Source organism: Clostridium sp. AF19-22AC, assembly GCF_003479085.1.
Taxonomy (GTDB): domain Bacteria; phylum Bacillota; class Clostridia; order Lachnospirales; family Lachnospiraceae; genus Faecalicatena_A; species Faecalicatena_A orotica.
In genome coordinates, this window is record NZ_QUGN01000007.1 from 224,613 (window position 1) to 241,132 (window position 16,520).

The 16,520-nt window shown below is 45.5% G+C and carries 12 protein-coding genes and 1 tRNA gene; 8 read left to right on the plus strand and 5 right to left on the minus strand.

Annotation, left to right across the window (positions count from 1 at the left end; translation table 11 throughout):
* Positions 1-9: 9 nt before the first annotated feature.
* The 4 genes from DWX43_RS10650 (at position 10) to DWX43_RS10665 (ending at position 5,187) form a co-directional block, all read left to right on the plus strand.
* The gene (locus DWX43_RS10650; protein WP_118620262.1) at positions 10-828 is read left to right on the plus strand and encodes a glycerophosphodiester phosphodiesterase family protein; all 819 of its coding nucleotides are present in this window, start codon (positions 10-12) and stop codon (positions 826-828) included.
* Between the two features lie 119 nt (positions 829-947).
* A complete protein-coding gene (locus DWX43_RS10655; protein WP_109732357.1) occupies positions 948-1,628 on the plus strand; it encodes a phosphatase PAP2 family protein in 681 nt (226 codons plus the stop codon).
* 232 nt (positions 1,629-1,860) lie between these two features.
* Positions 1,861-2,946 (plus strand): tryptophan--tRNA ligase, encoded by a 1,086-nt coding sequence (trpS, locus tag DWX43_RS10660; RefSeq protein ID WP_109732358.1) that lies wholly within the window; start codon positions 1,861-1,863, stop codon positions 2,944-2,946.
* Positions 2,947-2,967: 21 nt separating this feature from the next.
* Positions 2,968-5,187: a diguanylate cyclase gene (locus DWX43_RS10665; protein WP_109732359.1), complete on the plus strand. Its 2,220-nt coding sequence runs from the start codon at positions 2,968-2,970 to the stop codon at positions 5,185-5,187.
* 244 nt (positions 5,188-5,431) lie between these two features.
* Here the strand turns inward: DWX43_RS10665 and DWX43_RS10670 are convergent.
* Both DWX43_RS10670 and DWX43_RS10675 read right to left on the minus strand, forming a co-directional pair.
* A tRNA-Arg gene (locus DWX43_RS10670) sits at positions 5,432-5,505 on the minus strand.
* Positions 5,506-5,614: 109 nt separating this feature from the next.
* Positions 5,615-6,847 (minus strand): 6-phosphofructokinase, encoded by a 1,233-nt coding sequence (locus DWX43_RS10675; RefSeq protein ID WP_109732360.1) that lies wholly within the window; start codon positions 6,845-6,847, stop codon positions 5,615-5,617.
* Between the two features lie 265 nt (positions 6,848-7,112).
* On the opposite strand from DWX43_RS10675, the gene glf reads away from it, so the two are divergent.
* Together glf and DWX43_RS10685 are read left to right on the plus strand one after the other, a co-directional pair.
* Positions 7,113-8,225: a UDP-galactopyranose mutase gene (gene glf, locus DWX43_RS10680; RefSeq protein WP_118620263.1), complete on the plus strand. Its 1,113-nt coding sequence runs from the start codon at positions 7,113-7,115 to the stop codon at positions 8,223-8,225.
* A gap of 173 nt (positions 8,226-8,398) precedes the next feature.
* On the plus strand, positions 8,399-9,115 hold the full coding sequence (locus DWX43_RS10685) for a hypothetical protein (protein WP_118620264.1): 717 nt from the start codon (positions 8,399-8,401) through the stop codon (positions 9,113-9,115).
* A 371-nt stretch (positions 9,116-9,486) separates the two neighbouring features.
* On the opposite strand, the gene DWX43_RS10690 is transcribed toward DWX43_RS10685, so the two are convergent.
* Both DWX43_RS10690 and DWX43_RS10695 read right to left on the minus strand, forming a co-directional pair.
* Positions 9,487-10,746 (minus strand): Glu/Leu/Phe/Val dehydrogenase, encoded by a 1,260-nt coding sequence (locus DWX43_RS10690; protein ID WP_243099291.1) that lies wholly within the window; start codon positions 10,744-10,746, stop codon positions 9,487-9,489.
* A 148-nt stretch (positions 10,747-10,894) separates the two neighbouring features.
* Positions 10,895-12,175: an aminotransferase class I/II-fold pyridoxal phosphate-dependent enzyme gene (locus DWX43_RS10695; RefSeq protein ID WP_109732365.1), complete on the minus strand. Its 1,281-nt coding sequence runs from the start codon at positions 12,173-12,175 to the stop codon at positions 10,895-10,897.
* 140 nt (positions 12,176-12,315) lie between these two features.
* Here DWX43_RS10695 and DWX43_RS10700 point away from each other — a divergent pair, with 140 nt between their 5' ends.
* A complete protein-coding gene (locus DWX43_RS10700) occupies positions 12,316-13,281 on the plus strand; it encodes a LysR family transcriptional regulator (protein WP_109732366.1) in 966 nt (321 codons plus the stop codon).
* A gap of 184 nt (positions 13,282-13,465) precedes the next feature.
* The gene (locus DWX43_RS10705) at positions 13,466-15,343 is read left to right on the plus strand and encodes a PEP/pyruvate-binding domain-containing protein (RefSeq protein WP_118620275.1); all 1,878 of its coding nucleotides are present in this window, start codon (positions 13,466-13,468) and stop codon (positions 15,341-15,343) included.
* A gap of 4 nt (positions 15,344-15,347) precedes the next feature.
* Here the strand turns inward: DWX43_RS10705 and DWX43_RS10710 are convergent, their stop codons facing one another.
* Positions 15,348-16,238, minus strand: coding sequence for a LysR family transcriptional regulator (locus DWX43_RS10710; RefSeq protein ID WP_118620265.1), 891 nt, complete (start codon positions 16,236-16,238; stop codon positions 15,348-15,350).
* Positions 16,239-16,520 lie beyond the last annotated feature (282 nt).

Sequence of the window (16,520 nt, forward strand, 5' to 3'; positions counted from 1 at the left end):
GAACGCATTATGGCTGGAATTATTACAGCAGTTGTGATCGTATATTTATACTTATTTATGATAGCACCGCGGATGACACAGCGCGGACTGATGAAGCCTTTTCTGGGAACACACTGGGCCCACAGAGGGCTTCACTGCATTGAAAAAGGAATACCTGAAAATTCTATGAAGGCATTCCGGATGGCGGTAAAGGAAGGGTTTGGGATTGAACTGGACGTGCACCTGACCAGAGACGAAAAATTAGTTGTCTTCCACGATGACACACTGAAGCGGGTATGTAAAAGATCAGGAAAAGTGGAAGACATGACCTACGAAGAACTGAAAAGCTGTTACCTGAGCGGGACTTCGGAACGGATTCCGCTTTTTTCGAGCGTTTTGAAATATGTAGACGGCAGAGTTCCGCTTTTGATCGAAGTAAAGCTCCCAACACAGGACACAAAGATCTGTGCCAGACTGTCGGAGGAACTGGCGGATTACAAAGGAGCCTTCCTGATCCAGTCCTTTAATTCCCTTGTAATCCACTGGTATAAGAAACACCGTCCGAAGGTCCTTAGAGGGCAGCTTTCTTCAAATTTGGTGAAAAGTGACAGGAGCCCGCATTATCTGCTTCGTTTTTGCGTAAAATATTTGTTAAGTAATTGTTACACAAGACCTGACTTTATTTCATACAAATTACAAGACAGCCATAACCTGAGCCTGTGGCTCATACAGCACCTGTTTCTTTCGCCGGTGGCGGTGTGGACACTGAAAACGGCGCAGGAGGCGGAAGAAGCAGAGCGGCGGTTTGATATGTATATTTTCGAAGGAAACGGCCGGCAGAGTGTGTAAATTCAAAAGATTTTGTTAAGGTTTTATGAACAGTGTTGTTGTCCACAGAAATTCGTGCTATAATCGGGGCAAGTTAGAGGGATTCAGTATAAGCATTCGGCAAAAAGGGAGCGTTCGGTATGAACATGAAAAGCAAGGCGGCAGCCTTCATTAAAAAATATAAACATGCCTGGGTATTTATGTACATTTTGATTTATATGCCCTGGTTCATGTATCTGGAGAAGCACGTAACAAGTAACTATCACGTAATTCATTCTGTGATTGACGATAAGATACCATTTATAGAATATTTCATTGTTCCGTATTTATTATGGTTTGTATTTATTGCCGCCGTATTCCTTTACTTTTTCTTTACCGACGTAGAAGGGTTTTATAAGATGGCAAAGCTGATGTTTACGGGAATGACGATTTTCTTGATTATATCAACGCTTATGCCGAATGGACTGCACTTGAGACCCATGTTTTTTGCGCGTGACAATGTATTTGTAGACATGGTAAGAATGCTTTACCGGGCTGACACCCCTACAAATGTTATGCCCAGCCTTCATGTATTTAACTCTATAGGCGCATGTATCGCAATCTACAACAGCAAGGCGCTGCGCAGACATAAGATTATTTCATGGAGTGCCTATATTCTGGCGGGTTTGATTATCCTTGCGACTATGTTTTTAAAACAGCATTCTGTAATAGATGTCATGGCAGCATTTTTAATGGCATATACGCTATACCAGTTTGTCTATGTGACACATGGGAAAAAAGTACCGAAACTATCCCGCCAGACGGCTTTTTGGCTGAAGTAGGCTGTATCCGTCAGGCGGTTTGAAAGAACAGTGAAGTTTGAAGAGAGCGAGAGACACCCGCCCGGGAGCCTCCCGCTCTTTTAGCATTTTGGCTGCTGTGCACGGCATGCACAGTAACGCATTTTGTACTGCCTGGCCCCATTTTTCTGTTTATGTAGTAGCCAAATAAGCGGGGTTAGTGGTATAATGTGAGCAGATTACGAGAAATGGATTAGGAGGAACATTATATATCATGGGAAAGATTATGTTAACAGGTGACAGACCTACTGGAAGACTGCATGTGGGGCATTATGTGGGCTCTTTGAAACGAAGAGTGGAGCTGCAGAATACAGGAGAGTTTGAAGATATATTTATTATGATAGCTGATGCACAGGCGCTGACTGATAATGCGGATAATCCGGAAAAGGTCCGCCAGAATATTATTGAGGTGGCTCTGGACTACCTTGCATGCGGACTGGATCCGGAGAAGTCAACATTGTTTATCCAGTCACAGATTCCGGAGCTCTGTGAGTTGTCTTTTTACTATATGAATCTGGTAACTGTATCCAGACTGCAGCGTAACCCTACGGTGAAGTCGGAGATTCAGATGAGGAATTTTGAAGCAAGCATCCCGGTCGGATTCTTCACATATCCGATCAGCCAGGCGGCAGATATCACTGCTTTCAAGGCAAATACCGTGCCGGTTGGTGAGGATCAGCTGCCGATGCTGGAGCAGACGAAGGAGATTGTAAGAAAGTTTAATTCGATTTATGGCGATACTCTTGTGGAGCCGGATATCCTGCTTCCGGAGAATACGGCATGCTTAAGGCTTCCGGGGACTGACGGGAAAGCAAAGATGAGCAAGTCACTGAACAACTGCATCTATCTCTCAGAGGAGCCGGATGAGATTAAGCAGAAAGTATTCAGTATGTTTACGGATCCAACCCATATTAAGATTGAGGATCCGGGAAAACTGGAGGGGAATACAGTGTTTACCTATCTGGATGCATTCTGCAGACCGGAATATTTTGAGGAATTCCTGCCTGATTATGCGAATCTGGATGAATTGAAGGCACACTATCAGCGTGGCGGCCTCGGTGATATGAAGGTGAAGCGTTTCCTGAACAACGTTCTTCAGGCGGAATTAGAGCCGATCAGAAAGAGAAGAAAAGAATATCAGAAGGATATCCCGTATGTATATGAGATACTGAAGAAGGGCAGCGAAAAAGCTGAGAGCGTAGCGGCCCAGACATTGAAAGATGTAAAGGAAGCCATGAAAATTAATTATTTTGAGGACCAGGAATTAATCAATGCGCAGGCAGAAAGGTTCCGGGGATAGACTTAAAAAGGGGTCATTAAGATGCAGGATGTGAAGAATTCAGAGGAATACAGACTTCTTCTGGAAAGAGCGAACTACGATGATCTGACCAAGGTACTCAACCGCAGGGCGGGGAAAGAATATCTGGAAGGACTTCTTGAAAAAGCTAAGTCCGAGAAGAAGATGCTTGTTGTAGCACTCTGTGATATCAATGAACTGAAACAGGTGAATGACAGATTCGGGCACAGAGAAGGCGACCACATGCTTCGCTATGCAGCATCGTCAATGACACGGCAGCTGGCAGCATATGATCTGGTTTTCCGGCTGAGCGGTGATGAGTTTGTGATGGCATTCTATGACGAGGACCAGAAAAACGCAGACAGCCGGATGAAGATGATTCTGTCGGATTTAGAGGAGAAGAGGACTGGGAATGGGATATTCTATGATGTTTCCTTTTCCTATGGCCTCATGGAGATATATCCGGAAGAAATGTATACGGTTTCTGATGTGATTGCGAAGGCTGATTCCAAGATGTATATCCAGAAACGCAGTTACCATATCATGCGGGCAAAACAGAAACTGGAAGAGCAGCAGGAACGCATTTCCGGGATCCGCAATTTCGAGTATGATAAGGAGCATCTCTATGATGCGCTTGTAAGCAGCACGGATGACTATATTTTTGTCGGGAGTATGAAGACGGGAATCTTCCGGTATCCGCCGGCGATGGTGGAGGAATTCGGACTGCCGGGACAGATTGTCGAGAATGCAGCGGCCTTTTGGGGGACGATTATCCATCCTCATGATGAACAGGGGTTTCTTGAAAGCAATCAGGAAATCGCGGACGGAAGGACAGAGTACCATGATATAGAATACAGGGCTCGCAACGTCAGAGGAGAGTGGATCTGGCTGCGCTGCCGCGGCAGGATGATACGCGATGAACAGGGGGCACCGAATCTGTTTGCAGGCATGATCACGAATCTGGGGCGCCGGGACCAGATTGACCATATGACAGGACTATATAACCGCTTTGAATTCGAAGGGGATGCAAAGAAGTATCTTGTAGATGGCAAAGGCACAAAAGAGCTTGGTATTATGATTCTTGATATGGACAGTTTCCGCAATATTAATGATCTGTACAACCGTTCTTTCGGTGATGAGATTCTCAGGGTGACAGCGCAGAAGATAGCAGCTGTTCTTCCTTATAATGCAAAAGTATACCGTCTCGACGGGGATGAATTTGGCATTCTGATTCTGAATGGAAATGAAGAAGAAGCCCTGGAGATTTTTAACCGTATCCAGCAGAAGTTCCAGAAGCAGCAGGATTATAATGGAAGAAAGTATTATTGCACCATTTCAGGCGGGTATGTTATCAGTCCGAGAGATTCAGAGAATTATCAGGAATTGCTGAAATATGCCAATTATTCTCTGGAGACATCGAAATCTATGGGGAAAAATAAAATAACGGTATTTACACCCCGGATATTACAGCAGAAGGAAAGAAAACTGGAAATGACCGAACTGCTCAGAGAAAGCATGGAGCGGGAGTGCGCCGGGTTTTCTGTCAGGTACCAGCCGCAGGTGGATTCCGCGACTAAAGCCCTGTACGGTGCAGAAGCGCTGGCCAGATGGAACTGTACGTCCTTTGGACAGGTCTCCCCGTTGGAATTCATCCCGATTCTGGAGCAGAGTGGTATGATCATTCAGGTGGGCAAGTGGATTTTCCGAAGGGCAGTGGAACAATGCCGTGAATGGAGAAAGCTGAAACCGGATTTCCACATGAGCATCAATCTGTCTTACCTCCAGCTTCTGGAGGAAGATTTTATCATATTCGTTGAAGAAACACTGGAGGTGCTCGGTGTACCATACGAGAACATCACTCTGGAGCTCACAGAGACATATCTGATTGAACAGGATGGAACTGTGCATGATATGCTGCAAAGCCTTCAGGAAAAAGGCATACAGGTTGCAATGGATGATTTTGGTGTTGGGTATTCGTCTCTGTTTGAGTTGAAGAATACACCGGCAGATATTGTGAAGATAGACAGAGGATTTGTAAAGGGACTGACTTCCGATGTATTTACGGCGACATTTATCCGCTCTATTACAGAGTTGTGCCATAATGTCGGAAAACAGGTCTGCATGGAAGGGGTAGAGACGTCGGAAGAGTACGATATTGTAAAAGACATCGGGCTCGATCTGATACAGGGGTTCTATTTCGGGCAGCCTATCGTTCCGGAGATGTTTGAAAAACGGTTTTTCTAAAGAAGAGAAAAGAGCACGGTCTGCTTTCGGTACGAAAACGTGGAACAGCCAGAAGCAAGCTCCATCGCCAAAGGCGATTTTCATGGGCTTGCTTCTGGCTGTTCATGGTCCTGGACAGTTCCAACGATATTTATAATCGTAACGTTAAAATAAGAAAATCCCATGAAAGATCAAGTGCTAAAAGCCCTGAATCCCATAGGATCTTCTTTTTCTTTAATAAAGAGCCCAAATGACTCAATACAAACGTGCGCGAGAAGATTCGAACTCCCGACCTTCTGGTCCGTAGCCAGACGCTCTATCCAGCTGAGCTACGCGCACATGCTGCTATAACTCGTTCACAGCGAAATTTAGTATATAATAGATTTCGACATTTGTCAAGCGATTCCGGGAAAAAAGTTAAAAAATCCGGAACCGCCTGATACAATTCTTATATATTGCGGAATAAGTGTCTCGGAATTCCGTCTACCATAACAGGTGAAACGTCGCCCTGAATCAGCGGGCGCACATAATTTACAAATTCATCTGTTACATAGCTGCCGTCCTCGTTGACCCACTCTCTCGGGACAAGCTTCTCGTCATTGGCAATCTTGTGTACATCCTTTACCTCGGTTCCGCTCTGGTATGGATCATCAGACAGTCTCTGGATGACAACCATTTTACCGGAATCTCCCTCGTCCGCCGCTTTTACGGCGGCACCGCCTACCTGATATGCCTCCAGAATATCTACACGGGAAGCACAGTGGGAAGCAGAACGCTGAAGGCTGCTCAGCTCAATTGCGCGGGTCTTGCTGCCAATCTCTCCTGCGATATAGCTTGCCAGATAATTCGCAGTACCGGAGAGCTGTTTATGTCCAAATGCATCTACAAAGTCTATGCTCTGTCCCAGTTCGCAGACGTAACGGCCGTCCGCCAGACGGATACCCTCAGATACTGCGACTACAACAGAAGGTTTCTTTGCCAGAAGCTCTCTGACCTTTGCACCAAACTTCTCGATATCAAAAGGCAGTTCCGGCAGATAGATCAGATCAGGCCCGGAGCAGTCCTCACCTTTTGCCAGAGCTGCGGCACCTGTGAGCCATCCGGCGTTACGTCCCATGATCTCAACAATAGACACAAGTCCTTTCTCATATTCCAGACAGAAGCTGTCACGGATGATTTCCTTCACGGATGTTCCGATGTACTTGGCAGCGCTTCCGAATCCCGGTGTATGGTCGGTGAGGGCGAGGTCATTGTCAATCGTCTTCGGGCAGCCGATAAAGCGTGTTGGATGACCTGTCACTATCGCGTAATCGGACAGTTTCTTTATCGTGTCCATCGAATCGTTGCCGCCGATATAAATAAAGGCTTCAATATTCAGCTTGTTCAGTATGGCAAAAATCTTTTCATATACAGTTCCATCCTCATGAATCTCCGGCAGTTTATAGCGGCAGGAGCCGAGGAAAGCTGCCGGTGTCCTCTTAAGCAGCTCGGCATCCAGTTCTGTCTGGATATATTCTGACAGGTCGATATACCTCTCCTGCATCAGTCCCTGGATTCCATGCAGCATACCATATACTTTCTGGGCACCGCGGTCTTTTGCGGTGCGGTATACGCCTGCAAGGCTTGAATTAATCGCGGCGGTAGGGCCTCCTGATTGTCCTACTATTACATTTCCTTTCATGTCTGTTACCTCCGTGTCATTATTATTGTCAGTCATGCTTCCTTCGAAAGGAAACAACTCATATATCTAGTTTAGTGCATAATGCTCAATTTGTAAACGAAAAAAATAACTCTATGGTGAAAATGACTAAATTTGATAGCGGGGATTTATATACAATGTATGTACATTATGTCGTTTTGATGTTATAATAATGCTCGGAATACAAAGGTTCTGAAGGGCGGGTCCAGAGGACCGGAAGCGGAATCAATATTAGGAGGGCAGCGAAATGCATCAGTATGATTATTTGATAGTTGGTTCAGGCCTTTACGGTGCGGTAATGGCACATGAACTGAATAAAAGCGGGAAGAAGTGTCTTGTGATCGACAAGCGCGATCATATAGCAGGTAATATATATTGCGAGGATATCGAGGGAATCCATGTGCACAAATATGGAGCACACATTTTCCACACATCCAGCAAAAGAATCTGGGATTACATGAACCAGTTTGCAGAGTTTAATAACTACATCAACTCACCAATTGCAATCTATAAAGATGAATTGTATAATCTTCCATTCAACATGAATACATTCAGTAAGATGTGGGGAATCAGGACTCCCCAGGAAGCAAAAGACATGATTGCAAAGCAGGTGGTGGAGACCGGGATCACGGAGCCGCAGAACCTGGAGGAGCAGGCGCTTTCCCTTGGCGGACGCGATGTATATGAGAAGCTGATTAAAGGCTACACCGAGAAGCAGTGGGGGAGAGACTGTAAAGAGCTCCCGGCGTTTATCATCAAGCGTCTTCCGTTCAGGTACACGTATGATAATAATTACTTTAATGACAGATACCAGGGAATCCCGATCGGCGGCTACACGGCAGTTGTGGAGAAGATGCTGGAAGGAATCGAGGTAAGGACCGGGGTCGATTTCTTTGAATTCAGAAAAGAAAATCCGGATATTGCCGGTACTACCATCTTTACAGGAATGATCGATGAGTACTTTGGCTATCAGCTCGGGGCTCTTGAGTACCGTTCCGTAAGATTTGAGACAGAAATACTTGACTGCGATAATTATCAGGGTAACGCTGTCGTAAACTATACGGAGAGGGAAGTGCCGTACACCAGAATTATTGAACACAAGCACTTTGAGTTTGGAAAGCAGGAAAAGACCGTCATTTCCAGAGAATATTCTTCGGAATGGAAAGTGGGCATGGAACCCTACTATCCGGTCAATGACGAGAAGAATATGAAGCTTTACGAGCAGTACAGGGAACTGGCAGAGAAAGAAGAAAATGTCATCTTCGGGGGACGGCTCGGCGGCTATAAGTATTACGATATGGACAAGGTTGTCGAAGCAGCACTGGATAAGCTGGAAGACATACAGAACGGAATGAATTAAGTGGAAATATAAGTTAAAAATGCAGGCGCGAAAGTGCTTGCATTTTTTATATAAATCGGGTAAGATACAGATATTCTGATAGATCTGGTTTATCTGTCATTTCATGTTTAAGTTCGGTATCATTTCTGATAACGTTTTCGACTGTATTGTTTAAGCTGCGGAAAGGAGTTTTGTTGATAACAGCAGAAAGTTATGATGTTTTAAAATTTGTGGAGCATGGGGGAAAATGCAGGGCCAGTATGGATTGTGAGCGGGGCCGGCTGCTCATTCAAAGGCTGGGAGACAGCGGGGGCATCACGAAGGAACAGCTATTTAAATGGTTTAAGCAGCTGGTGTGTGAACTGGAGAAATACCACAGGTATCAAAACGGGAAGTGTTACCGGTATCTGAATCCTTACAGCATTCTTGTCACGGAAGAGGAAAAAATCATGCTGCTGGACCTGAGCTCCAAGAGCAGTGGCTTTGTCTTCAAGAACATGCAGATGCCTGCGATGAGGAAACATTTTCTCAGTCCGGCCTCTGCTGTGGAAAATACCGCGCCGGATGAAGACTTTTATAATCTGGGGAAGACGATACAGTTCATGCTCGCCCGGACAGAGGATTACATAACCCTCACAAGAAGAGAAACATATCTATTATCTAGAATCATTGATAAGTGTCTCGGTGAAAATCCGAAAAAGAAGTACAAAAATCTAAAGCAAGTTCATAAAGAGTTACCCGATATAACATTGAAACGAGTAAAAAAGCAGAATAAAAAAACAATACTTATCATACTGGCGATCGTGCTGGCGCTGACCGGGATTTGCACGGTAAAAGCAGCGGCGGACGGTGGGAAAAACATCAGCGGTAAGGATATATATCTGACGTATAAGCAGGCAGATGAAGAATAACAGGGAAATGACAGCGGAATATCAGAAAAAGCCCTTAAAAGGGAGGATGCCGGGTAGTCGCTTTTGCGGCTCCCGGCATGTATTATGAAAAAGTTTATTCAAATAGTATTGCACTTGTTGTCGGATGTGCTGTCAAATGAAGTTTTTTCGTTCTTCATTTGATATATTTAGTATAGTCAAGAGAAATGAAGAAAACATGAGGAGAAAATGAAAGCTTTTTGAATAATAAATGAACAAACTATGAACAGCAGGATTAAGAGAATGTTACAGAAGAAAGGATAACAGAAAACGGCCCCGGAAAAACCCGGAGCCGTTTTCTATTTAAACTTTAGGAAAGATAATTGGTGGTTTATGCTTTGTGAAGCCTGATCTTATGGCCAGATAGCTCTTGCTTTCTTTGCATCTACAACACGTTTTACAGCGATCAGGTAAGCGCCTGTACGCAGTGTTGTGTGCTGCTGGTCGGCAATGTTCCATACTGCATCGAAAGCAGGGTCCATAATGTTTTTCAGCTTTTCGTTGACAGTTTCTTCTGTCCAGCTTACTGACTGGATGTTCTGTACCCACTCGAAGTAGGAAACAACAACACCACCTGCGTTTGCGAGGATGTCAGGTACTACGATGATACCTTTTGCGTTGAGTACATCGTCAGCTTCAGCAGCGATTGGTCCGTTGGCAGCCTCTACAATAATGTCTGCTTTGATGTTGTCAGCATTGGAGCCGTTAATCTGGTTCTCTAATGCAGCCGGTACAAGTACTTTTACGTCAAGCTCAAGCAGTTCTGCGTTGCTGAGACGTGTCATGCCTTCTTCTTCATATCCGCTTAAGAGGTTTCTGCGGTCTTTGGAGAGGTATTCAAGGATAGCTGGGATATTCAGGCCGTTCGGATTGTAGATACCGCCGGATACATCGCTGACTGCCACAACTTTCATGCCTTCTTTGTGGAGCAGTTTTGCTGTGATGCTTCCTACATTTCCCATACCCTGGATAGCGACTGTTGTTCCGTTTGGATCTAAGCCGAGTTTTTTCAGGATATTCTTGGTTGTGAACATAACACCACGTCCTGTTGCTTCGTTACGTCCGAGAGCGCCGCCCAGTTCGATTGGCTTACCTGTAACAACACCGTGTACACAGTGTCCTTTTAACATGCTGTATGTGTCCATCATCCAGCCCATAACTGCTGCGTTCGTTCCTACATCAGGAGCCGGGATATCCTGCTCTGGCCCGATCAGGGGAGCGATAGCGGCAGTGAATCTTCTTGTGATTGCGCGGATTTCGTTCTCTGACAGCTGGTTAGGATCGCAGACAACACCACCCTTGCCGCCGCCGTAAGGAATATTAACAACCGCACACTTGAATGTCATCCAGGCTGCAAGTGCTTTTACTTCGTCCAGGTTTACAGCCGGATGGAAACGGATTCCGCCCTTTGCAGGACCTCTTGATGTAGAGTGCTGGATACGGTATCCTTCGAATACATGTGTGGTTCCGTCGTCCATACGAACCGGGATTGCAACTTTCAATTCTCTCTCAGGATATTTAATTGCTTCGATGTCGCTGTCTGAATATCCGAGGATATCAGCCGCTTCTTTTACTACCTTTAAAACGTTGTCATAAGGATTATACTGTCCCATAATAAATTCTCCTTTATTATTGAATATTTTTATTGCTTCATTAAAAACTTCAGTTGATACTTTAAAACTTAGTTCATTTAATGTGGCAGGCATTAAATGAGAGGTGGCAATCATTTTGGTTTTTATTAAATCGTTTTACTTTTTGATCTTATTTCTCTAATAGTTTCTCGATTCCGGCGATTTTTACACATAAGGTAAAGATATCCATTGCTTTTTCCAGCTCATCGATAGTAGGATAAGTCGGTGCGATACGGATGTTGCTGTCTTTTGGATCTTTTCCGTATGGATATGTAGCTCCGGCTCCTGTCAGTGTCACTCCGGCATTCTTTGCGAGTTCAACTGTACGTTTTGCACATCCGGGAAGCGTATCAAGTGATACGAAATATCCTCCCTTCGGATTACTCCAGGATGCAAGGCCGCTGCCTGAAAGTGTTTCGTCCAGCTTATCTAAAACCATGTCGAATTTCGGCTTTAACTCTTCCGCGAGTTTCTTCATATGTGCCCTGATGTTTTCCGGGGTCTTGAAGAACTGTACGTGGCGGAGCTGGTTTAACTTGTCGTGTCCGATGGTCTGTGCGGACATGTGTCCCTTCAGCTCCTTTATGTTTGCCGGGCTGGATGCAACAAGTGCGATTCCTGCTCCGGGGAAGCTGATCTTGGAAGTGGAGAAGAAGTAGTATACTCTGTCCGGGTTGCCGCATTTCTCACACTCTTTAATGATATCCTTTAAAGCAACATCTTCGTATATATGATGAACACCGTATGCATTATCCCAGAAGATGCGGAAGTCTTTTGCTGCTGTCTCCATAGAGGCAAGCTGTTCTACAACTTCGTCACTGTAGCATACGCCCTGCGGATTGGAATGAAGCGGAACACACCAGATACCTTTGATGGATTCGTCTTCGCTTACAAGTTTTTTTACAATATCCATATCAGGTCCGTCTTCGTTTAAAGGAACCGTGATCATTTCGATTCCGAGTTCTTCACAGATTGTGAAGTGGCGGTCATATCCGGGTACCGGGCACAGGAACTTGACAGGATTTCCATTGTGCTTGGAATAAATCCAGGGTTCGCATCCGCCTGTACCGAAAAGGCACAAAAAGCTGAGCGTATCAAACATCACGTTTAAGCTGGCGTTTCCACCTATAATAATCTGGTCAGGATTGATCCCGAGAAGTTCACCAAACAGTTTTTTGCATTCCGGGATTCCATCGAGGATACCATAGTTTCTGGCGTCTGTTCCGTCAGCCAGTGTGTAACTCTCCATTTTATCCAGCAGTGCGTTGCTTAAGTTAAGCTGTGTGGTTGCCGGTTTACCTCTTGCCATGTTCAGTTTCAGGTTCTGTGCCTGGGCTTCTTTATATTGTACTTCCAGGTCGTTGAGAAGTGCGCTCAGGTCTTCGCTTGAATAATCTGCGATTGGTTTCATAAATCTCCTCCTTGTAAGTGAACTATAACGACAGATCTCTTAGTTCTTGCTTTTATTATAGAAATATCATAAAATAAAAACAAATATTTATATTTATATAGTTATTATAACTAAATGGTTATGGGGATTGGAGGAACGACATGTTCAGCGGTATGAATTATGTTTATGAGGTTTATAAAGAGCGCAGTTTTTCAAAGGCGGCAGAGAATCTGTATATCTCCCAGCCAGCTTTAAGTGCTATGATAAAGAAAGTAGAGAGTAAAGTGGGGATGCCCCTGTTTGACAGGAGTACGACGCCGATCCAGCTGACGGACTGTGGAAAGCGTTATATTAAGACGGCTGAGAAGATCATGGATCTGGAGGATGAGTTCGCGTATTATGTGGGGAATCTGCACGAATTGAAGACAGGGCATTTGTCTGTGGGAGGCACATATCTGTTTTCTTCCTTCATATTTCCACCGATTATTGCGAAATTCCGCGAGACTTATCCACATGTGAAACTCAGCCTGTTTGAGGGGCACACCCCTCTTCTGGAGCAGAAGCTTTTTGCGGGGGAGCTGGATATTATTATTGATAATTATCTGCTGGATGAGTCTATTTATGAGAAGAAGATTTTCATGGAAGAACATCTGCTGCTTGCGGTTCCGTCTTCCTTCGACAGCAATAAGAGGGCGACAAAGTACCAGCTTACTGTGGAGGATATCCGGGGCGGCCTGCACCTACAGCCTGAATTCCCGGGAGTGCCTCTCCGGAAATTCAAGGATGAACCGTTTATTGTACTGAGGGCACATAATGATACAAGGGAAAGGGTGGAGGCCATCTGCAGCAGGGCGGGGGTCCAGCTGAACATTTCACTGAAACTGAACCAGCTTCTGACTACATATCATCTGACGGAATACGGAATGGGGGCTTCTTTTGTGAGCGATACGGTTGTCAAGAGCCTGCCGCCGAACCGCGATGTCATCTATTATAAGGTGGATGACCCGGAAGCCGTCAGGGAGGTCTATCTGTACTACCGCAAGAATAAATATCTGACAAGGAGTATGACGGAGTTCATGAAAATGGCCATCCCCGACCTGGAGATCGAACCCCATGACAGGGCATAGTGAGGCAGGCTGTGCACGCCCGCGTGGGGTGAACGGTAACATATAAGCAAATGGTTATACAAGATATAACTTTGAAGTATTTGCTATTTTTAGCAGATTATTTTACACTGAAATCAGGACAAGGAGAATGTCGCATAAGATGTGGGATTGCTCCCCGAAGATCATGAAAAGGGGGATATGGAACATGAATGGCTGGGAAGAACTGATGAACAAAGAAGAGATGACGGAAGATGAAAAGAAGATAGTGTGTAACAGCCTCATGACGACAGAAGCGAGGATGGAACGGCTTATATTGAAGCTTTTTTCCCCGGAAGATTTCAGAAAAGTCTGGGAAAGGCGCATAGGCGACGGACTGATCGGCGGGAAAGCATGCGGGCTTCTGGTTGCCAGAAAGCTCATCAAGGTGCGTCTCCCGGAATTTGGGGAATTCATAGAACCGCATCATTCTTATTTTATCGGATCAGATGTATTCTGCAAATTTCTTGAGCAGAATGACTGTATGGAGCTCCGTGAGAAGCACCGGAGGGAGAAAGAGCATTTTAAAGAAGCAGAGGAACTGAAAAGCAGGCTTAGAAACGGGGTATTCCCGGAACATGTGCGTATGCAGCTAAAAGGCGTGCTTCAGCATTACGACAATACACCAATTATCGTACGTTCCAGCAGTTTTCTGGAGGATGGGTACGGCAATGCATTTTCCGGGAAATACGAATCGATTTTTTGTATGAATCAGGGAACTGAGGAGGAACGTCTTCAGGAGCTCGAGGATGCGGTGCGGCAGGTGTATGCCAGTACGATGAATCCTTCTGCAATTGAATACAGGAGAAAGCGGAAGCTTCTGGATGTTGATGAGCAGATGGCGCTTCTTGTACAGAAAGTGGAAGGGGAGCGCTATGGCGACCTTTATTTTCCGGTGGCAGCAGGTATGGGCTGTTCCTACAATCCTTATAAATGGATGGAGCATATGAACCCGGATGCGGGAATGCTCAGAATCGTTGTCGGACTTGGGACGAGGGCGGTGGAAAGGACACCGGGTGATTATCCGAGGCTGGTGGGTCTGGACCGTGCACAGGCGAATATCCGGACTACGATAGCCGAACGGCATAAGTTTTCCCAGCGGCAGGTGGATGTTCTGGATTTCTCGCAGAACAGACTTACGACAAAGCCGCTTGAGATGGTAATCCAGAAGATGACAGACTGGCAGAAGAAGACCGTTCTGAGCAGAGATTCGGATGCAGAATATATGCTGTCCCAGAGAAGGCAGTTCCGCAAGGTATATTTTGCGGATTGTCAGGGTCTGGTTGAGAATAACGAGTTTATCAGGATGATGCGAAAGATACTAAAAATGCTTGAGGCAGAATACGAACGGCCGGTTGACGTGGAATTCGCGGTAAAGAATTCTGAAGCCGGTGTCTGGAAGGTGAACCTTCTGCAATGCCGCCCGCTGCAGACAGCTGCATCAGAAAATGTAGTCATTCCGGAAGGGATTGACAATGAACTGCTTTTCGACGTGCGCCGGACCTCCATGCGAAGGTCGAAAAAGGAAAGTCTGGACCGGATTGTATGGGTGGACCCGCAGGCATATTATGAATATCCTTATGCGAAGAAGCCGGATGTGGGACGGATGATCAGCCAGATCAACCAGCGGTACGAGGAGGAAGATAAGAAACTTATGCTGCTTGTGCCGGGGCGCATCGGAACATCATCCCCTGAACTGGGGGTCCCGGTTGTCTATGCGGACATCAGCCAGTTTATCGCCATCTGTGAGGTGGCTTACAGCAAGGCCGGATACCGGCCGGAATTATCCTATGGGAGCCATATGTTCCAGGACCTTGTAGAAGCGGATGTATACTACGGGGCGATCAATGAGAACAGCAAGACAAGGCTTTACCAGCCCGGGCTCCTGAAGAAGTTTCCGGATGTATTTTTAGAATTGTGGCCGGAAGAGAAGGAGCTGTCCAACATCATCAAGGTATTTGACGTTTCAGGAAGCGGTACGTCCCTTCTTCTGGATGCGAAAGACGGGCGTGCGGTATGCAGGCTCGGGATGGGCAGTAATGGTTAAGGTGCTAACGGATCAATTGGCGGCAGATATCCAGAAACTGAAGGCAGGTCGGTGTAAAATAACTGTCTTTCATCCATGCAAGCCTGAATACACGCGGGGATGAAAAGCTGCGGATATGTATCTGGCTGAGACGTCCCAGGTTCAGGTCATCCTGCACTACGAAACGATAAATAAAAGAGATCCCGATATTTTCCATTACTAATTTCTTGACGGCATTGATGGTCCCTATCTCCACATAGGAGCGGAAATTGTTGATATCCTGGTTGTTTGACTGGAGTATATTCATCAGATTATGTTTGGAGTAGGTATCATTTTCACGGAAGACGAGCCGGTAATCGTTTAGTTCGTGAAAGTTTACCTCCTTACCGGCCAGCGGATGGGCTGGGGAGCAGACACAAATTGTTTCGGATTCAAACAGTTCCTCGCTCTCGTACTCATCCTGCGGGCAGGCGAGGTCTGTGACACAGAAGTGGATGCGGCCGTTTTGAAGCTGGACAAGCAGGGCATCTGCTTCATCGAGGTACATACTGACTTTTTTGCCGGGATATTTGCGCAGGTATTCTGCGACCATGTGGGGGACGAGTGATTCCCCTGTGGTGACGATTGTACCGATTCTTATCTCTTCCGGCTCCTGCGGCGGAGACTTCAGGCGCTCTGCGATATCAAGTGATCCTTCTTTGACCGTCTGGGCAAAAGCCTGCAGTAATCTGCCGTGTTCTGTGAGCTGGAGTTTCCTTTTTTCATCATAATAGAGCAGCTTTGTCTGATAACAGCTTTCCAGATGCTGGATATGCTGGGTGACGGCTGGCTGGGTGATGTTCAAAATACTGGCTGTCTGTGTGTAATTTCTCGTTTCGCACAGTACAAGAAAAGTATCGAGTTTCAAGTCTAACATAATTCCCACCTTTCTGAATATTCTGACAGTATTCTCTATAATCTGAACTTATCGGGCTATAAAATAATATAATTTCATTTTATTATTTCTTTATGCTAAAATCAAGTTATTAAATAAACCGGAAACAAAAAAGAAAGAGAAAATTGAGAATACAGCAAGGAGGCTTATCTTGGAGAAAAGGATAAGTCCCTTTTTGTATAAAGCTGCTATGGTGTTTGAAGGAAGGAGAAACATGTAAAACAAAGAAGTCCAGCTAATAAATGTCAATAGTTAAATGAAAAA